Annotated in this window: 17 protein-coding genes; 8 read left to right on the plus strand and 9 right to left on the minus strand. The window is 73.1% G+C overall.

Features of this window, described 5'->3' with window-relative positions:
• Window positions 1-461, minus strand: a 461-nt coding sequence (locus tag ABZU52_RS27060; protein WP_354973784.1) for a cupin domain-containing protein, incomplete at its 3' end; no start/stop codon positions are given.
• Window positions 462-554: 93 nt separating this feature from the next.
• Here ABZU52_RS27060 and ABZU52_RS27065 point away from each other — a divergent pair.
• On the plus strand, window positions 555-1,628 hold the full coding sequence (locus ABZU52_RS27065) for a LacI family DNA-binding transcriptional regulator (protein WP_354973785.1): 1,074 nt from the start codon (window positions 555-557) through the stop codon (window positions 1,626-1,628).
• Window positions 1,625-2,644 (plus strand): aminoglycoside phosphotransferase family protein, encoded by a 1,020-nt coding sequence (locus ABZU52_RS27070; protein WP_354973786.1) that lies wholly within the window; start codon window positions 1,625-1,627, stop codon window positions 2,642-2,644. The genes ABZU52_RS27065 and ABZU52_RS27070 overlap by 4 nt, the downstream gene beginning before the upstream one ends.
• Before the next feature lie 52 nt (window positions 2,645-2,696).
• Here ABZU52_RS27070 and ABZU52_RS27075 read toward each other — a convergent pair whose 3' ends face one another.
• The gene (locus ABZU52_RS27075; protein WP_354973787.1) at window positions 2,697-3,359 is read right to left on the minus strand and encodes a fasciclin domain-containing protein; all 663 of its coding nucleotides are present in this window, start codon (window positions 3,357-3,359) and stop codon (window positions 2,697-2,699) included.
• 133 nt (window positions 3,360-3,492) lie between these two features.
• Here ABZU52_RS27075 and ABZU52_RS27080 point away from each other — a divergent pair, with 133 nt between their 5' ends.
• Window positions 3,493-3,978 (plus strand): GNAT family N-acetyltransferase, encoded by a 486-nt coding sequence (locus tag ABZU52_RS27080; protein WP_354973788.1) that lies wholly within the window; start codon window positions 3,493-3,495, stop codon window positions 3,976-3,978.
• Window positions 3,979-4,072: 94 nt separating this feature from the next.
• Here ABZU52_RS27080 and ABZU52_RS27085 read toward each other — a convergent pair whose 3' ends face one another.
• The 6 genes from ABZU52_RS27085 to ABZU52_RS27110 form a co-directional block, all read right to left on the minus strand.
• Window positions 4,073-5,356: an MFS transporter gene (locus ABZU52_RS27085; RefSeq protein WP_354973789.1), complete on the minus strand. Its 1,284-nt coding sequence runs from the start codon at window positions 5,354-5,356 to the stop codon at window positions 4,073-4,075.
• 67 nt (window positions 5,357-5,423) lie between these two features.
• Window positions 5,424-7,163, minus strand: coding sequence for an IucA/IucC family siderophore biosynthesis protein (locus ABZU52_RS27090; RefSeq protein ID WP_354973798.1), 1,740 nt, complete (start codon window positions 7,161-7,163; stop codon window positions 5,424-5,426).
• A gap of 104 nt (window positions 7,164-7,267) precedes the next feature.
• Window positions 7,268-7,876, minus strand: coding sequence for a GNAT family N-acetyltransferase (locus tag ABZU52_RS27095; RefSeq protein ID WP_354973790.1), 609 nt, complete (start codon window positions 7,874-7,876; stop codon window positions 7,268-7,270).
• On the minus strand, window positions 7,873-9,147 hold the full coding sequence (locus ABZU52_RS27100) for a SidA/IucD/PvdA family monooxygenase (RefSeq protein ID WP_354973799.1): 1,275 nt from the start codon (window positions 9,145-9,147) through the stop codon (window positions 7,873-7,875). Before ABZU52_RS27100 ends, ABZU52_RS27095 begins: the two co-directional genes overlap by 4 nt.
• Window positions 9,148-9,209: 62 nt before the next feature.
• Entirely contained in the window at window positions 9,210-10,748 is a 1,539-nt protein-coding gene (locus ABZU52_RS27105) for an aspartate aminotransferase family protein (RefSeq protein WP_354973791.1), read from the minus strand.
• Window positions 10,749-10,828: 80 nt separating this feature from the next.
• On the minus strand, window positions 10,829-11,860 hold the full coding sequence (locus ABZU52_RS27110; RefSeq protein WP_354973792.1) for an ABC transporter substrate-binding protein: 1,032 nt from the start codon (window positions 11,858-11,860) through the stop codon (window positions 10,829-10,831).
• 157 nt (window positions 11,861-12,017) lie between these two features.
• On the opposite strand from ABZU52_RS27110, the gene ABZU52_RS27115 reads away from it, so the two are divergent.
• The 5 genes from ABZU52_RS27115 to ABZU52_RS27135 all read left to right on the plus strand — a co-directional run bounded on the left by ABZU52_RS27115 (window position 12,018) and on the right by ABZU52_RS27135 (window position 17,683).
• Window positions 12,018-13,046, plus strand: coding sequence for an iron chelate uptake ABC transporter family permease subunit (locus ABZU52_RS27115; protein ID WP_354973800.1), 1,029 nt, complete (start codon window positions 12,018-12,020; stop codon window positions 13,044-13,046).
• Window positions 13,047-13,202: 156 nt separating this feature from the next.
• A complete protein-coding gene (locus ABZU52_RS27120) occupies window positions 13,203-14,231 on the plus strand; it encodes an iron chelate uptake ABC transporter family permease subunit (RefSeq protein WP_354973793.1) in 1,029 nt (342 codons plus the stop codon).
• 29 nt (window positions 14,232-14,260) lie between these two features.
• A complete protein-coding gene (locus tag ABZU52_RS27125; RefSeq protein WP_354973794.1) occupies window positions 14,261-15,085 on the plus strand; it encodes an ABC transporter ATP-binding protein in 825 nt (274 codons plus the stop codon).
• The gene (locus tag ABZU52_RS27130; RefSeq protein WP_354973795.1) at window positions 15,082-17,136 is read left to right on the plus strand and encodes a penicillin acylase family protein; all 2,055 of its coding nucleotides are present in this window, start codon (window positions 15,082-15,084) and stop codon (window positions 17,134-17,136) included. Before ABZU52_RS27125 ends, ABZU52_RS27130 begins: the two co-directional genes overlap by 4 nt.
• Window positions 17,126-17,683, plus strand: a complete 558-nt coding sequence (locus ABZU52_RS27135) for a GNAT family N-acetyltransferase (RefSeq protein ID WP_354973796.1) — start codon at window positions 17,126-17,128, stop codon at window positions 17,681-17,683. Before ABZU52_RS27130 ends, ABZU52_RS27135 begins: the two co-directional genes overlap by 11 nt.
• A gap of 27 nt (window positions 17,684-17,710) precedes the next feature.
• Here the strand turns inward: ABZU52_RS27135 and ABZU52_RS27140 are convergent.
• The coding region (locus tag ABZU52_RS27140) for a bifunctional 4-hydroxy-2-oxoglutarate aldolase/2-dehydro-3-deoxy-phosphogluconate aldolase (RefSeq protein WP_354973797.1) at window positions 17,711-18,108 on the minus strand (398 nt) is incomplete at its 5' end.

The raw sequence follows: 18,108 nt of genomic DNA on the forward strand, positions 1-18,108 counted from the left end.
CGCAGCGCCCGGAAGCCGGTCACCGCCAGATCCCGCCGACGGTACGCGGCGCGCACGTCCGCGCCCGGCGCTCCCCCGTCGGGCAGCGCCGCCGCCTCGGCGTACGCGGCTGGGTCGGCCAGCACCTCGGGCGGAAACGTCAGCACCGCGTCGCCGGCCTCGGGCAGGCCGCTGTTCTGCATGAGCACCACAATGCTCAGCCCACCGCCGTTGACCAGACGATGCACGGTTCCCGGCTCGAACCAGACCACCACCCCCGGGCGCAGCGGGGTCTCCCGGAAGCCGGCCGTGGTCAGGGTCTGCACCGCGCCCTCGCCGTCGGTCACCACGTACCCCTCGGTGCAGCAAAGGTGCACGTGCGGAGTGCCGCCGACCAGGCCGTCGGAGGCCACGGTGTCGTAGACGCGCAGCCGGGACACCCCGATCCCGCCGGGCAGCGGCGCCGCGATGCGATCGGACACGGCCGGGCCTCCCTGCGGGAAAGGGCTTTCTCTGCGGTACGGTGACGCTAGCCGGCACGACGAAACGCCGTCAACAGATCGAGGGGGCGGGCCATGGCGACCCTGTCCGATGTGGCCCGCCGGGCGGGCGTCTCACCCGCCACCGCCTCCCGCGTCATCAACGGCAGCAGCAAGCCGGTCACCGACGAGCTGCGTGAGCGGGTGCTCGCCGCCGTCGCCGAGTTGCAGTACGTGCCGAACGCGCACGCCCAACTGCTGGCCCGCTCGCACCGCAGCGCGGTCGGCGTGATCGTGCACGACGTCTCCGACCCGTACTTCGCCGAGATCACCCGTGGCCTGCAACGGGTCGCCACCGATCAGGGCCGGCTGCTGATGATCTGCAACAGCTACCGGGACCCGGACCGCGAGTTGGAGTACGTGGAGCTGCTGCGCGGCCACCAGGTGGCGGCGCTCATCCTGGCCGGCTCGGGCTACCACGACGAGGCGTTCACCCGGCAGCTCAACGAGAAGCTCGCCGCGTACGAGGCCACCGGCGGGCGGGTGGCGGTGATCGGCCGGCACGAGCACTCCGGCGACGCGGTGATGCCGGACAACCGGACCGGCGGCTACCTCGCCGGGCGGGAGCTGTGCGGTCTGGGGCACCGGGCGATCGGCGTGGTCGCCGGCCCGCGCATCCTGACCACCACCACCGACCGGCTCGCCGGCCTCCGGCAGGCCCTCACCGAGCAGGGCCGCGAGCTGCCCGAACGGCGCATCCGGTACGCGGAGTTCGACCGCGACGGTGGCGCCGAGGCCACCGCCCGACTGCTCGACGCCGACCCGGAGCTGACCGCGATCGTGGCGCTCAACGACTCGATGGCCATCGGCGCGCTCGCCACCCTGCGCGTGCGTGGGCTGGCCGTGCCGCAGCAGATCTCGGTACTGGGCTTCGACGACATGCCGATCGCCCGGGACGTGACCCCGGCGCTGACCACCGTGCGCCTGCCCCTCGTCGACATGGGAGTGCGGGCGATGTCCCTGGTGCTCGGCGCCGGTGCCCCGACGCCCCGGGTCGAGGTGCTCCCCGCCGAGCTGGTCCGCCGCGACACCGCCGGCCCCGTCCCGCGTACCACCCGCGCCACCGCGGGTTCCGCGCCGCGCGCGCGGCGAGGTGACACCGCGTCATGACCGTCGCCAGCCCGACCCAACGGCCTCTCACACGCGCCGACGTGGCGCACCTGGTCGGCGCGTCGTTCGGGTCGCACACCCGGGTCCGGGACGCCGGTCCGCTGGCCGGCGGCGGGTACGCGACGGTCTGGTGGGTGCTCCTCGACGACGATCGTCGGGTGGTGCTGAAGCTGGCGCCGCCGGCCGGAACACCGCTGCTGCGCTACGAACGTGGGCTGTGCGCCGCCGAGGAGCGGTACTTCCGGCTCGTCGCGGAGCGGGCGCCGCAGGTGCCCGTCCCCCCGGTGCTCTGGCACGGCACCGACCCGGCGTACGGCGAGTGGTTGATCACCGCGATGCTGCCCGGCCGGTCGCTGTCCGACCTGGCCGAGGGCGGTGTCGCGGTCGACGACGGCCCGGCGCGCCACGACCTCGGGGTGGCCCTCGCCGGGTTGCACCGGGTCACCGGTGAGCGGTTCGGGTACGACGACGAGCGGGCCGGCGGGCCGACCTGGCGGTCGGCGTTCACGGCGATGCTCGACGCGCTTCTGGCCGACGCCACCGACTGGGACGTCCGACTGCCGGTCACGGCGGAGCAGCTGCGCGCGCTGGTGGGGCGGCACGCCGATGTGCTCGACGAGGTACGCCGCCCGGCGCTGCTGCACTTCGACTGCTGGGACGGCAACGTGCTGGCGGCGCCCGACGGGGACGGTCGGTTGCGGCTGCGCGGCCTGGTGGACGGCGAGCGGTTCCTCTACGGCGACCCACTGCTGGACCTGGTCTCGCCGCTGCTCTTCCGACGCGTCGAGGACGAACCGGAGCACCCCCTGCTGCGCGGCTACCAGGCCAGCGCCGCCGAACCGTTGGTGCTGGACGCGTCGGCACGCCGCCGGCTCGGTCTGTACCGGTTGCACCTGTACCTGCTGATGACTGTGGAGATGCCCAGCCGCGGTATGACCCCGCGGAGCCATCCCGAACGGCACACCCGGCTGGCGGCCCTGCTCGACGAGGAGCTCGCCGCCCTCGCCTCGGGCTGACGGCCCGGCGCGGGTGGCGTCCGCCGCGTGGTCGGACGCCACCCGCCTCCGGTCAGGGCAGGTCGATCGGGCGCAGCACCCGGTCCACGGAGTGCGCGATCTGCCGGTTGCCCTTGTTCACGTCGTAGGAGACGACCCGCGCGTCACGGTCGTTGGTGTCGGCGTCGACCAGCCGCACCTGGCGGAAGACGTGCAGGTAGGTGCGGACGTCGACCTGGACGGTCGAGCCGAGCGCGGTGGTCAGGTCGGTGCCGTCGGCCCGGATCGCCGTCTTGCGATCAATGGTGGCGCCCGGGACGACGTGGTAGAGCAGCACCGACTCCACGGTGTCGATGCCCAGCCCGGCGACGGCGGTGAAGGCGGCGCTCTCACTCGGCAGCTTCCGGGCCTGCGTGATCTCGCGTACCAGCTGTTGGAAGGCCGCGTCGGTGGGGATGAACGCGGTCAGCGCCACGGTGCCGTCGGTGAGCACCTTGACCGGAGAGTTCGGCTTGGCCTCCAGCACGGCCAGCACGGCCGCCGTCAGCACGTCAAAGTCACGCGAGTTGTGGTCGAAACCGCTGCTGTCCCGGGTGAGCACCTGGGCGAGTGATGTCGTGCCGAGCGGCTTGGGCTTGCCGGTGGCCTGAGCGGCCGGCACGGCGACGGCGGTGGTGGCCACCGCGGTGGCTACGGCACCGACCGCCATCCGGGCGGCGATTCGTGCGATCTTCATCAGCGGGCCTTTCGTCGAAGCGACGGATCCGTGACGTCTCGTCACGACCCATGCTTCGCACCGGGTACGCCGCCCGGATGCACCAGCGGATATCGGATTGTCCGCGCCGCCACCGGGGGCCTAACCTCGCCGGGTGCTGATCCGGCAGTTCGTCGACCAGGACTGGTCGCAGGTGTGGCCGATCATCGAGGAGGTGATCCGGGCACAGCAGACCTTCCCCTACGACCCGACGATGAGCGCCGAGCAGTCGTACGGCATGTGGGTCGAGGAGGCGCCGGGGCGGACCGTCGTGGCGGTCGACGGCGAGCGGGTGCTCGGCACCGCGAAGATGGGCACCAACCGGCCCGGGCCGGGCGCGCACGTGTCCACCGCGAGCTTCATGGTCGCCGCCGACGCGCGGGGCCGGGGCGTGGGCACCGCGCTGTGCCGCGACGCCCTGACCTGGGCCCGCCAGCGGGGTTACGCCGGCATGCAGTTCAACGCCGTGGTGCAGAGCAACCGGTCGGCGGTGCGGCTGTACCGGCGCGAGGGCTTCGAGGTGGTCGGCACCGTGCCGGGTGGGTTCCGGCACCCCACCCTCGGCCGGGTCGGCCTGCACGTGATGTACCAGGAGTTCTGACCGCGCCGAGCTGCCCGCTGCGGGGGCCATGATGGTTGGTCGGCGCCAGCGTCCCCACCGCCTGAATCGTTTACGACATCAGCTCCATAGCGTCTCAACCAGCAACGGTGCCGCCGGCCGGGGCCGCGTGCAGTCCGGGCTGACCGGCGGCTGGCTCCGCGCCGGCGCGGCGGATCGGGGTGAAGAGGCCACCGACCGCGACCAGCAGGCACCCCGCGCCCGCCACGAGGGTGACCGCCGGCGCGCCGTAACGGCCGGCGGCCCCGGTCAGCACGACAGCGCCGGCCGGGCCGAGGGCGTAGTGGGTGCTCCAGAACGCCGACGTGACCCGGCCCAGCAGGTGATCGGGGGTGATCTCCTGACGCAGCGACATCGAACAGATCCCGCCGACGCTGAGACAGCAGAGGTACACCGCGGTCAGCGCGGTGACCGCCGGCACGGTCGTGGCGATGCCGACACCCGCCACCGCGAAACCGCAGACCGCGTGTGCGCCGATCCAGGTGGCACCGAAGCCGCGACGGCGACGCAGCGGGGCCACCAGCAGCGCACCGGCGACAGTGCCCAGAGCCGCCAGGCCGAGCACCGTGCCGACGGTGCCCTCGGAGCCGCCGAGGTCGTGCGTGACGTGGTAGATGAGCACGTCGACGAAGCCGTAGGTGAGGAAGATGAAGACCGACAGCAGGACGGTCAGCGCGCGCAGCACGGGCTGTCGCCACAAAAACCGCGCCCCGGCGAGGAACTCGGCGAGCGGGCGCTGCCGGGCCACCCCCTCGTCCACCTGGACGGGACGCAGTCGGATCAGCCACAGGCCCGCCGCCGAGAGCGCGAAGCTCGCGGCGTTGACGGCGATGGCTGTCGCCGGGCCGAAGCGGGCCGCCACCACACCGGCGAGCAACGGACCGAGGACGGCCGCCGCCGCGTACGTCGCCTGCAACCGGCCGTTGGCCTCGGTGATCCGGTCGGAGTCGACGAGGTTGCGGACCGCGGTCACCGCGGCGACCTGGAACACCATGCCGGCCGCCTCGCAGATCGGCAGCACGACGAAGAGGAGCCAGACCTGCGGGCCGGCGAGCCACGCCAGTGGCACCAGGCCGTAGAGCACCAACCGGGTCAGATCCGCCACGATCATCAGGGTGCGGCGGTTGTACCGGTCGACCAGCACCCCGCCGAAGATCCCGGCGACGACGGACGCCGCGCCCGCGACGGCGGTGAGCAGGCCCATTCGCGCCACCGAGCCGGTCGCCTGGAGCACCAGCAGCGGCACCGCCAGGTAGGCGAACGAGTCGCCGGCCGCCGAGAGCGACTGCGCAATCCAGTACGTGCCGAAGGTCCGGTCCCGCCAGAGCGGAACCCGGCCAGCGGCGGCGACTCGGTTCATCACGCCAGGGTAGTGAACGCGCCCTATTGCACCCGCTGGCGTGGGCGCTGACCAAACGCGATGGCGGTCACCGGGCCGGCGCGTGGGCGGCGAGCGGGTTGCTGAGGGTGCCGACGAACTGGAGCGCCGCCGACGGGTCGGCCAGGTCGATCATCTGCTGGTTGTCGCGCAGTTGCAGCCGGTTGAGGCAGGACAGGGTGAACTCCGGTGCGAACAGGTCGTAGTCGCGGACCCGCTCGGCCAGGTGCGGCACCCGGTCGAAGTAGTCGGCGGCGCAGGCCGCGACCGTCCGCCAGAAGTCGTCCTCGGCGAGCACACCGGCCTCGACCAGGACCGCGTTGAGGTGCCGCAGGAAGCAGTCCACCACGTCGGTGAAGATGGTCAGCAGCTTGGTGTCGTCGGGTACCTCGACGCGGATCCGCTCCACCGCCGCCGGCAGCTCAACCTCGGGGCTCAGCACCGCGATCTCCTCGGCGATGTCCTTGAAGATCACCCGCTGGACCGTGTCCTGCTCGTCGAGGACCAGGATGACGTTCTCGCCGTGCGGCATGAAGGCCAGGTCGTGGGCGTAGAAGCTGTGCAGCAGCGGGGTCAGGTAGGCGTCCAGGTAGCGGCGCAGCCACGCCTCGGGCGTCAGGCCGGACCGGGCGATCAGCGCCGCCGCCAGTGAGCCGCCCTCGTCGTCGACGTGCAGCAGCGCGGCCATGGTGGACAGTCGCTCCCCTGGCGCCAGGTCGGGCACCGGGCTCTCCCGCCACAGGGCGGCCAACACCTTGCGGTACGGGGAGGTGCGGTCGGTCGCCGCCTCGTACTGCCGGTGCCGGTAACCCACCGCGGCCCGCTCCCGGATGACGGTCAGGCCGGTGCCGGTCAGCACCTCGTCGCCGGCGATCAGGTCGGCCAGCCAGTCGTTGATCGCCGGGGTGGCCGCCATGTACGCGGCCGACAACCCCCGCATGAAGCCCATGTTCAGCACCGACAGCGCGGTCTTGACGTAGTGCCGACCCGGCTCGCTGACGTTGAAGAAGGTGCGGATGGACTGCTGGGCGAGGTACACGTCCGGCCCGGGGCCGAGGTGCACCAGCCGGCGCTCGGCCAGCTCCCCGGCGAAGGTGACGGCCAGCTTGTTCCACCACTGCCACGGGTGCGCCGGGATCAGGTGGTAGTCGGCGAGGTCCAGCCCGAGATCGGCCATCGTGGCCGCGAACCGGGCCCGGGTCTCGGCGTTCAGCTCGCTCTCGATCAGCGTGTCGTAGTCCAGGTCGGCGGCACTGCTGAACGTCGAGTGGTCCCGGTGCGCGGCCAGCCACTCCAGCCGCACCGGCGCGGCGGCCTCCGGGGCGTACCTGTGGTACTCGTCGACGCCGAAGCCGAGCCGGCCGTTGTTCGCCACGAAGCAGGGGTGGCCCTCGGTCATCGAGGTCTCGATGGTCTGGAAGTCCGCCTCCGCCAGCTCGGCCGCGCTCGGCGCGGCCTGGGCCAGCTTGTACGCCGTACCGGCCAGCGTCGAGGTGATCTCCTCCAGGTAGACCGGGAGCACCCGCGCGGAGAGCCCGAGGCTGTCGCGCAGCTCGGCGATGAGGTCCACGGCGTCCGGTGCCAGGGAGGTGCCGTCGCGGTGTCGGGTGATGCTGTCCGCGTCGATCTGCCAGTGCGCCAGGGCGAGCACCCGCGCCGCGAACCGGTAGCTGACCGTCCCGTCGTCGCTGCGAACCTCGTACCACTGCCGGTCGTCGGGGCCGGGCACGGCCTTCGGGGTGAGCAGCCGCTCGTGGGTGAACTCGGCGAGCGCCTTGCGGACCAGCAGCCGGTTGGCCCGGGCCCACCGTGGCGGGGTGAGGTGCCCGACCGGGCCGCCGGAGGCGGGGTACGCGGCGACGACGGGCGGGTGGGCGGGGACGGCGGTGGTGGTCACGCCGGGGCTCCTTCGGTTCGGGTGGCGGCAGCGCGGTCGACGGCGGCGCGGTCGGCGGCGGCCTGGAACTGGGCTCGGGTGCAGACGCTGAGCAACGCGTCCTTCTCGGGCTTGGCGATCGGGCCGACGACGGTGAAGCCGACGGCGGCGTTCAGCGCGTGCACTGCGGTGTTGCGCACGTCCGGCTCGACCACCACGCGTCGGGTCGTCGGGTCGTCGAAGAGCCACGCCAGCACGGTGCCGATCACCGCCCGGGTGAAGCCGTGCACGGGCGTGTCGACAGGTGCGCAGAGGAAGTGCATGCCCACGTCGCCGGGCTGGTGGTCGTAGAGGCCGACCAGCTCGACGTGGGCCGGGTCGTAGCGCTCCGCGAGGAAGGCGGGCCTCCCCCGCCACAGCCCGAGGTACGCGTCGTGGTGCGGGTGCTCGGCGATCCGCCGGTACTCCTCGGCCACCTGGGCCTCGTCGGCGTCCTGCATCAGCCAGAACGTCGCCTTCGGGTGGGTCACCCAGCTGTGCAGCAGCGCCGCGTCGGCGTCCGGGTCGAGCGGCCGCAGCGCGAACTCGCCGAGCTTCTCGTCGGTACGGGTGAAGACGGTGGTCACGACGACACCCCGAACTCCTGGAAGGTGATGCTCTTCTCGATCGGGTAGTGCTCCCGGCCCAGCAGCTCGCGGATGATCCAGGAGTTGCGGTAGGCGCCCATGCCCAGGTCGGGTGAGGTGATGCTGTGCGTGTGGGTGCCCGCGTTCTGCAGGAAGATGCCCCGCCCACTGTGGTCGATGCTGTAGTTGCGGGCCACGTCGAAGCGACCGTGCGCGTCCCAGCGGATCCGGTCCCGCACCGGCGCGAGGAACTCCGGCACCCGGTAGTGGTAGCCGGTGGCCAGGACGAGGCCCTCGGTACGCAGGGCGAAGTCGCGTTCCTGCTCCACCTGCCGCAACCCCAGCGTGTACTGCCCGTCCTGGTGGTCGGCGCTGACCAGCTCGGTGTTGGTGAGCAAGCGGGTGTTCACCGGTCCGTCGACGCTGTGCGCGTAGAGCAGGTCGAAGATGTCGTTGATCAGGTCGGCGTTGATCCCCTTGAACAGGCCCTTCTGCTCGGACTCCAGCCGGTAGCGGGTCGCCTCGGGCAGCGCGTGGAAGTAGTCCACGTAGTCCGGTGAGGTCATCTCCAGCGTCAGCTTGGTGTATTCGAGCGGAAAGAACCTCGGCGACCGGGTCACCCAGTTGAGCTGGTAGCCGTACCGGTCGATGTCACCGAGCAGGTCGTGGTAGATCTCGGCGGCGCTCTGCCCGCTGCCCACCACGGTGATGCTGCGCTTGGTGCGCAGCGCCGTGCGGTGCTCCAGGTAGTGGGAGTTGTGCACGGCGCCGGGCAGCCCGGCGACGGCCGGCGGCAGGTGCGGCGGGGTGCCGGTGCCGAGCACCAGGTGCCGGGCCCGGTATTCGACGGTCTCCCCCGTGCCGGTGCTGGCCCGCACCAGGTACCGCTCGGCTGCGCTGTCGTACTCCACAGTGGTCACCGTCTGACCGAAACGCAGGTTCGGTAGTTTCGCCGCCGCCCACCGGCAGTACGCGTCGTACTCGCTGCGCAGCGGGTAGAAGCTCTCCCGGATGTAGAACGGGTAGAGCCGGCCGATGTCCTTGAGGTAGTTGAGGAAGGAGTACGGCGATGTCGGGTCGGCGAGGCTGACCAGGTCCGCGATGAACGGGGTCTGCAACCGGGCCGACTCCAGCAGCATGCCGGGGTGCCAGGCGAGGCTCGGCCGTGCCTCCAGGAACACCGCGTCCAGCTCGTCGATCGGCGCGGTGAGACAGGCCAGGCCCAGGTTGTACGGGCCCAACCCGATGGCGATGAAGTCGTGGGTGGACATCGGGGTCTCCAGGCGCAGGTTCGTGGTCACCGGCGTCAGCCGACCGGGCAGGTTCATCGGCATCAGCCGACGGGGCAGGTCAGATCGGCGGCGACGTGGTCGTGCACGTACCGGCCGGCGTGGGTGGCGATCAGGTCGAGCACGTGCCCGACGTCGTCGACCGTGGTGGCCGGGTTGAGCAGTGTGAACTTCAGGAAGTGCCGGCCGTCCACCCGGGTCCCGGCGACCACGGCGAGACCGGACGCCGCGAGGGCCTCCCGGGCGTGCAGATTGGCGGCGTCGGCCAACTCCCGGCCCGGTCCGGTGGGCAGGTAGCGGAAGACCACAGTGCTCAGCTGCGAGCGCGTCACCACCTCGAAGCGCGGGTCCTCGCTGACCAGTTGCCAGGCGTCGGCAGCCCGGTCGACGACCTCGTCGAAGAGCCCGCCGAGTGCGTCCGGGCCCATCACCCGCAGGGTGAGCCAGAGCTTCAACGCGTCGAAGCGGCGGGTGGTCTGCAGACTCTTGTCGACCTGGTTGGGGATGCGCTGCTCGACCATGCGGGCCGGGTTGAGGTAGTCGGCGTGGTAGGTGACGTGCCGCAGCGTCCGCCGGTCGCGGACCAGCAGCGCGCTGGAGCTGACCGGCTGGAAGAACGACTTGTGGAAGTCGACGGTGACCGAGTCGGCCCGCTCGATGCCGTCGAGCAGGTGCCGGCGCGTCGGCGAGACGAGCAGACCACAGCCGTACGCGGCGTCCACGTGCAGCCAGACGCCGGCCGCCGCGCAGATCCCGGCCAGCTCGGTGAGCGGGTCGATCGAGCCGAAGTCGGTGGTGCCGGCGGTGCCGACGACGGCCATCACCACCAGCCCGGCCTGGCGGCACCGGGCGATCTCGTCGCGGACGGCGGCCGGGCGGATCCGCCGCCGGTCGTCGGTGGGCACCGCGATCACCGCGTCCGGGGCCAGGCCGAGCAGCCTGGCCGACTTCTGCACGCTGAAGTGACCGGCGGCGGAGGTGAGCACCCGCAGCCGGGGCAGCAGGTCGGCGCGTGCCGCCGGGCCGATGGCGTCGACACACGCCTCCTCCCGGGCCAGCAGCAGCGCCTGGAGGTTGGACTGGCTGCCACCGCTGGTGAAGACGCCGTCGGCGCGGGGACCGAGGCCGATCCGTTCGGCCGTCCAGTCGATCAGCCGCCGCTCGATGAGGGTGGCCCCGGAGCTCTGGTCCCAGGTGTCCAGGGAGGAGTTCACGGCACTGAGCACCGCCTCGCCGAGCAGCGCCGGGATGGCCACCGGGCAGTTGAGGTGGGCCAGGTAGCGGGGGTGGTGGAACCAGACGGCGTCGCGTAGGTAGACGTCCTCCAACTCGTCCAGTGCGGCGCCGGCGTCGCCCAGGGGACGGTCGAGGTCCACCCGGTCGACCAGGGGGGCCAGCTCGGCCGGTGTGATTCCGGTGCCGGGGCGGTCCACGGTGGCCACTCGGCGGGCCACCCGGTCGACGCCGTCGGCGATCGTCCGGCGGTACTGCTCGACCGAACCGCCGTGCAGCAGCTGGGCCCGCGCGGCGGTTGACGCCGGTGGCGGCACGGTGGTCTCGACGGGGTACGTCGGCACGGTCACGGAATGTCCTTCCACGTTCTGGACGAGGGCAGCCGGAACCCACCCGAGGCGCGACGATGCGCCTCGGGATGCGGGGTTCGTCAGCTGACCTTCTTCGCGTTCCGGATGGCGGTGGCGAGGTTCTCCAGCAGCGGCGCGGAGCCGGCGTACGAGAAGCGGGGTACCGCGTCCCACGGGCTCACCTGGTTGGCCTTGACCGCCGGCAGTTGCTGCCAGGTCGGCTTGGCGGTGAGGTCCTTGGCCTGGAGCGCGGTGCTGCGATTGTCCAGCAGGATCAGGTCGGCCGGGAACTTGCCGGCGCTCTCCCAGCTCAGCGCCTCGAAGTAGTCGCCGGCTTCGAGCTTGGTGGGTACCACGATGTCGACGCCCAACTCGGCGAAGTACATCAGGTCGGTGCTGACCTTCGGGTTGGAGACGTAGAAGAGGTCGGGGCTGCCGGAGCAGGCCATCACCTTGATCCCGGGGTTGGCCTTGACCGCCTGCCGGACCGCCTCGGCGGCGGCGTCGAAGCGGGCCTTCCCGTCGGTGACCTTCTTCGCGGACAGGTCCGCGCCGAGCGATTCGGCCAGCGCCGCGTACCGCTCGATGGGCTTGGTCATCGGCACCCGGGCGGTGGTGATCGCCACACTGGGCGCCAGCGGGAGGATCTTGGCCTTGCTCTCGTCCGGCACGTACCAGAGCGCGTCCGGGTCGTACATGTGGGTGACCAGCAGTTCGGGGCGCAGAGCGGCGTACTTCTCCAGGCTGAACTCGCCCCACACGTTGCCGAGGATCTCGACGCCTTCGACGTTCAGGTCGCCGGCCTGCGGGTCGGCGGTGCCATCGGCCCGCTTGGTCTCACCGAACACGCCCACGATCTGCTTGTCGAGACCGAAATCGATCAGGGCCGCCGCCACGCCGGTGAAGGCCACCACGCGGGTCGGACGGGCCGGGGCCTCGACCTTCGTGCCACGGTCGTCGGTGAACGACCAGGGGCCACTTCCGTTTCCGGCGGCGGGTTTCGCGGTGTCGTCAGTGCCGCAGGCGGCGAGCAGGGTGGCCAGCGTGGCAGCGCCACCGGCGGCCAGCAGGCCACGGCGGGAGAGGCGACGGGCGGACAGAGCATCGGGCATGGTGTTGTCTTTCGATCAAAGGTTGGCCGGGGTCGACCGGGGCAGCGGGGTTAGGTTAGCCTAACCTCGGTCATTGTCAACAGCGGTTCGCCGTGTCGCCACCACCCCGGAGCCCACACTGGACGCCACACCCACCGTCACCCGACCGGCACCGTCCGTGCCGGCCAGGGACACGGCCGCACCCCCGAGCCGGCGTGGCCGTCGGGCCGCCCGCGCCGCCGGCCTGGTCGCCGCCGTGGCACTGCTCGCGGTGATCGTGCTGCTCAGCATCGCGGTCGGCGCGAAGGCGATGCCGCTCGCCGACGTCTGGTCCGGGTTGCTGCACCGCGACGCCGCCGAGTACGCCGTGGTGCACCGGATGCGCCTGCCCCGCACCCTGCTCGGGCTGCTCGCCGGCGGTGCCCTCGGGGTGGCCGGCGCGGTCATGCAGGCCCTCACCCGCAACCCGCTCGCCGACCCCGGGCTGCTCGGCATCAACGCCGGGGCCTCCGCGGCCGTCGCCACCGCCGCCGCGTTCCTGGGCGTCACCGCCGTCGGCGGGTACGTCTGGTTCGCGCTGCTCGGCGCGGCGGCGGTGACCGCGCTCGTCTACGCCGTCGGCGGCGGACGGGGCGCCACCCCGGCCCGACTCGCGCTGGCCGGGGCAGCCCTCAACGCCACCCTCTACTCGTACGTGAGCGCGGTGATGCTGCTGGACACCGCCTCGCTGGAGCGGCTGCGGTTCTGGACGGTCGGCTCGCTGGCCAGCGCGGACTCCGCGACAGTGACCCGGGTGCTGCCGTTCATCCTGGTCGGGCTGCTGGTCGCGCTCGGTGCCGCCCGCCCGCTGAACGCGCTCGCCCTCGGCGACGACGCGGCGCGCGCCCTCGGCGCTCGACCCGCGCTGATCCGCGCCGCCGTGATCGTCGCGGTGACCCTGCTCTGCGGCGCGGCGACCGCCGCGTGCGGCCCGATCGTCTTCGTCGGGCTGCTGGTGCCGCACCTGGTCCGCGCCCTGACCGGCCCGGACCTGCGCTGGCTGCTGCCGTACTGCGCGGTGCTCGCGCCCGCTCTGCTGCTCGGCGCCGACGTGCTCGGCCGGGTGCTGGGCCGGCCCGGGGAACTCCAGGTCGGCATGGTGACCGCCGTGCTGGGCGGCCCGCTCTTCCTGTGGCTGGTCAGCCGCCGACGGGTGGCCCAGCCGTGAGCGAGCGGAGCGAGCGAACCATCAGGCTCAGCAGCGTGGCGCCTCGCGCCAACGCGCAGCGAAGCGGAGCGATGGCGTGAGCGAGCGGAGCGAGCGAACCATCAGGCTCAGCAGCGTGGCGCCTCGCGCCAACGCGCAGCGAAGCGGAGCGATGGCGTGAGCGTCATCCGTACTCCCGGGGGGTTGTCGCTGCGGTTCCGGCCCCGCGCGTTGGGCGTCGGTGCCGGCGCCGCGTTGCTCGCGGCCGGGTTCGGCCTGGTGGCCCTGGGCAGCGGTGACTACCCGATGGGGCCGGCGGACGTGCTGCGCACGCTGACCGGCGGCGGCACCCTGGCGGAGCAGTTCATCCTGTACGACCTGCGCCTGCCCCGGCTGGTCACGGCTCTGCTGGTCGGCGCGGCGCTGGCTCTCGCCGGCACGGTGTTCCAGTCGCTGGTCCGCAACCCACTGGGCAGCCCGGACATCCTCGGCTTCACCCAGGGCGCATCGACCGGGGCGCTGGTGGTGGTCGTCCTCGGCGGCAGCAGCCTGGCCCTCGCGGGCGCGGCGGTCGTCGGTGGCCTCGGCACCGGCCTGGTGATCTACGCGCTCGCCTGGCGACGCGGAGTGCACGGCTACCGGCTCATCCTGGTCGGCATCGGAGTGGCCGCGATCCTGACCGGCGTCAACGGCTACCTGCTGACCCGGGCGCCCCTGATGGACGCCGCCCGCGCGGTGCTCTGGCTCACCGGCAGCCTGGACGGGCGGGATTGGGCCAACGCCGGACCGCTGCTCGTCGTCCTGGTCGTGGTGGCGCCGCTGGTGCTCATCGGCTGCGCCCCGGCGCTGCGGATGATGGAGTTGGGCGACGACGCCGCCAGCGCCCTGGGTGTGGCGGTACGCCGGCTGCGCCTGGTGCTGCTCGCCGCCGCCGTGCTGCTGGTCTCGTTCGCGGCGGCCGCCGCCGGGCCGGTGTCCTTCGTGGCGCTCGTCGCCCCGCACCTGGCGAAGCGGCTGACCCGGGCACCGGGCCCGAACCTGCTGCCGTCGATGGCCGTCGGCGCGGCGCTGCTGGTCGGGGCCGACCTGCTGGCCCAACGCGCGTTCGACGGGCACCAACTCCCGGTCGGCGTGGTGACCGGCGTCATCGGCGGCGGTTACCTGGTCTGGCTGCTGGCGATGGAACGTCGGGCGGGCCGGCTGTGAACACTCGTGACGCCCTCGAAGGAGCACCCATGCGACCCGGCGATTCCCGGCTCGGCGGCACCGCGCTGACCCTCGCCTACGACCAGCGCACCATCGCCGAGAACCTGACCGTGGCGGTGCCCGACCGGTCCTTCACGGTGATCATCGGCCCGAACGCGTGCGGTAAGTCGACGCTGCTGCGCGCACTGTCCCGGATGCTGCGCCCCAGCGCCGGTGCGGTGCTGCTGGACGGGCGGGACATTCACGACCTGCCCGCCCGCACTGTGGCCCGTACCCTCGGCCTGCTGCCGCAGTCGTCGATCGCACCGGACGGCATCAGCGTCGCCGAGTTGGTGGCCCGGGGTCGCTACCCCCACCAGGGGCTGCTGCGGCAGTGGTCGCGCGAGGACGAGCGGGTGGTCGAGGAGTCGATGGCCGCGACCGGCGTCGACGACCTCGCCGACCGGCCGGTGGACGAACTGTCCGGCGGGCAGCGGCAGCGGGTCTGGATCGCCATGGCGCTGGCCCAGCAGACGCCCCTGCTGCTGCTCGACGAGCCGACCACGTACCTCGACATCGCCCACCAGATCGAGATCCTGGACCTCTGCGCCCGACTGCACGAGGAGCAGGGCCGCACGCTGGTCGCGGTGCTGCACGACCTGAACCACGCGGCCCGCTACGCCACCCACCTGATCGCCATGCGCGACGGACGTGTGGTGGCCGCCGGGGAGCCGGCGTCGGTGGTCACCGCCGACCTGGTGACGGAGGTGTTCGGGCTGCCCTGCCGGGTCATCGACGACCCCGAGACGGGCACCCCGCTGGTCGTTCCCGCCGCCCGCCGCCGCGCCACCACCCTGGCCCCGGAGCCGGCGTGAGTACCGAACGTTTCCGCGACCGGTGGGGCGTGCCGCACCTGCGGGCCGACGATCCGCTCGCGCTGGCGGCGGCACAGGGCCGGGTGACCGCGTACGACCGGGCCTGGCAGATCGAGGTGGAACGGCACCGCGCCCGGGGCACCAGCGCGGCGTTCCTCGGCCCCGACGCGCTCGGCTGGGACCGGTTCGCCCGACGGGTACGACTCGACGACACCGCCCGCCGCTGCCACGCCGCGCTGGACCCGGCGACCGCCCAATGGGTGGGCGCCTACGTGGACGGCGTCAACGCCGCTCTCGCCGCCGGGGCGGCCCGCTCGCCGGAGTTCGCCGCCACCGGGCTGCGCCCGGGTCGGTGGGAACCGTGGACACCGCTGGCGGTCTGGCTGGGCCACCACATCCTGTTCGCCGGGTTCCCCGGCAAGCTCTGGCGCGAGCACGTGGCGCAGCAACTCGGGCCGGACGCCATCGACACGTTCGCCACCGACGGGCCGGCCGTCGCCGGCAGCAACGGGTGGCTGCTCGCCGCCGAGCGCACCGGCACCGGGGCCGCGCTGCTCGCCGGCGACCCGCACCGGTTCCTCGAGGATCCCGGCGTCTACCAGCAGATCCGGCTGGCCTGCCCGGAGTACGACGTGGTCGGGCTGGCGGTGCCGGGCGTGCCGGGCATCGCGCACTTCGGGCACACCGGCCCGGTGGCCTGGGCGATCACCAACGCGATGGCCGACTACCAGGACGTGTACGCGGAGCGGCTGCGCCGCGACGGCCACCGGGTGCAGGCGCTCGGCCCGGACGGCTGGCGCCCGGTGCACCGCCACGTCGAGACGATCGAGGTGGCCGGGGCCGACCCGGTCGAGGTCGAGGTGGTGGAGACCGATCGTGGTCCGGTGATCGCCGGTGGGCCGGACGACGAGACGGCCATCAGCCTGCGCTACCCGCCCCGGGTCCGGGGTGACCTGGGCTTCGCGACGCTGCCGGAGCTGCTGCGCGCCCGTACCGTGGCCGATGTGGACCACGCGCTGCGGCACTGGGTGGAGCCGGTCAACGTGGTGCAGGCGGCGGACACCGCCGGCGGGCTGCTGCACCGGGTCGCCGGGGCGGTGCCGGTACGGCACCCGGAGAACGGCCGGCGGGTGGTCCCCGGCTGGGACGCCGCCCACGGCTGGCAGGGCTGGCATGCGCCGATGCCCCGCGCCGAGGTGGTGGGTCGGGCGGTGATGGCCAACGAACGCGGGCTGGCGGCACCGTTCGGGGTGGAGTTCGCCCCACCACACCGGGCGCACCGCATCGCCGAGCTGCTCGACGCCCGTCCGGGCTGGACGGCCGACGAGATGGCCACTGTGCACACCGACACGTACCTGGGCGCGGCCGGGCCACTGCTGGCGGTGCTCGCCGAGTCGGCGGGGCTCGGCCCGGCCGCCGCCGCGCTGCGCGAGCGGCTGCTGAGCTGGGACCGCCGGATGACCGCCGACAGCACGGACGCGGCGGCCTACGCCCTCCTGCGGGCGGCTGTCGTACGCCGGATCGCCGCCCACCCGGCGCTGGCCGCGCTGGCCGAGCCGCCCGCGTACCCCGAGGTGTTCGCGCCCTGGCTGGCGGTGACGCCGCGCGTCGGCTACGCGCTGGAGCACCTGCTCGGCACGGCCCCGCTGCCCGGCGTGGACGTCGCCGCGCTGGTGGGCGCGGCGGCCGAGGAGGTCGCCGACGCGGCGGCCTCGACGCCACCCTGGGGGGACCTGCACCGGCTGGCGTCGTGGCGTGCCCTGCCCGACCCGGATGCCGGTCCCGGTCCCCGGCTCGACGGTGACCACGACTGCGTGTTGGCCACCTCCAGCGTGCCGGGCGTCACCCACCGGTGCTTCCGGGGGCCGGCGGCGCGATTCGTCTGGGACCTGGCCCGCCGCGAGGACAGCCGCTGGGTGGTCCCGCTGGGCGCCTGCGGGATTCCCGGCGACCCGCACCACGACGACCAGAGCCCCGCCTGGCTGGCCGGTGACCTGCTACCGGTCGTAACGGACTGGGACCGTCTCGTTGAGGAGCCAGATGACCATTGATCAGCAGCACTACCGCAGCGACGTCGCCGGTTTCGGGGTGGTCACCATCCGCGCCGTGCGGCCGGACCAGGACGTCGACCTGCTGCACGGGTGGGTCACCCAGGAGCGGGCCCGGTTCTGGGGGATGCGGGAGGCGAGCCGCGAACGGGTGCACGAGATCTACGCGTACCTGGACTCGCTGAGCACCCATCACGCGTACCTGGTGCACCGCGACGGTGTGCCGGTCGCGCTGGCCCAGACCTACCAGCCCGAGGCCGACCCGGTCGGCGAGTGCTACCACGTACGCCCCGGTGACATCGGCGTTCACCTGCTCATCGGGCCACCGGTGACGGTCGAGCGGGGGTTCACCGGCGCGGTGTTCGGCGCGATCCTCGACTTCGTCCTCGCCGACCCGCGTTGGCTGCGGGTGGTGATGGAGCCCGACGCCCGCAACGGCCGGGCCGTCGACCGGTTCCTGCGCACCGGGTTCCGGCTCGGACCGCTGATCGACCTGCCGGAGAAGCGGGCCCGCCTGCTCTTCCTCGACCGACCGGCGAGCACCGGCTGACGCCCGGCACGGCACCGGCTGAACGCGTCAGGAGGTGGCGCGGGTCAGCTTGGCCAGAGCGTCCAGTTGGGTGGGGTCGGAGAGGGCGGAGCCGACGGCGACCACGCGTACGCCCGCTTGCAGGAACGCTCCCGCGTTGCTGGCGTCGAGGCCGCCGGTCGCGACGAAGCGCAACTGCGGCAGCGGGCCGGCCACTGCCTTGAACCAGGCCGGCCCGAGGGAGATCGCCGGGAACGCCTTGAGCCAGGTGAGGCCGTGCCGCAGCGCCTGCTGGGCCTCGGTGGGGGTGGCCACGCCGGGCAGGTGCGGCAGGCCACGCGCGGCGGCGGCGTCGGCGACCGCGAGGTCCAGGCCGGGCGCGACGGTGAACCGGGCACCGGCGTCGGCCGCCGCGGCGACCTGGGCGCCGACGAGTACGGGGCCGG

It is taken from the genome of Micromonospora sp. NPDC005220 (assembly GCF_040607895.1).
Lineage (GTDB): Bacteria > Actinomycetota > Actinomycetes > Mycobacteriales > Micromonosporaceae > Micromonospora.

Coding starts and splice junctions, on each gene's coding strand:
- ABZU52_RS27065 (WP_354973785.1), top strand. CDS start 555: ATGGCGACCCTGTCCGATGTGGCCCGCCGGGCGGGCGTCTCACCCGCC.
- ABZU52_RS27070 (WP_354973786.1), top strand. CDS start 1,625: ATGACCGTCGCCAGCCCGACCCAACGGCCTCTCACACGCGCCGACGTG.
- ABZU52_RS27075 (WP_354973787.1), bottom strand. CDS start 3,359: ATGAAGATCGCACGAATCGCCGCCCGGATGGCGGTCGGTGCCGTAGCC.
- ABZU52_RS27085 (WP_354973789.1), bottom strand. CDS start 5,356: ATGAACCGAGTCGCCGCCGCTGGCCGGGTTCCGCTCTGGCGGGACCGG.
- ABZU52_RS27100 (WP_354973799.1), bottom strand. CDS start 9,147: ATGTCCACCCACGACTTCATCGCCATCGGGTTGGGCCCGTACAACCTG.
- ABZU52_RS27110 (WP_354973792.1), bottom strand. CDS start 11,860: ATGCCCGATGCTCTGTCCGCCCGTCGCCTCTCCCGCCGTGGCCTGCTG.
- ABZU52_RS27125 (WP_354973794.1), top strand. CDS start 14,261: ATGCGACCCGGCGATTCCCGGCTCGGCGGCACCGCGCTGACCCTCGCC.
- ABZU52_RS27135 (WP_354973796.1), top strand. CDS start 17,126: ATGACCATTGATCAGCAGCACTACCGCAGCGACGTCGCCGGTTTCGGG.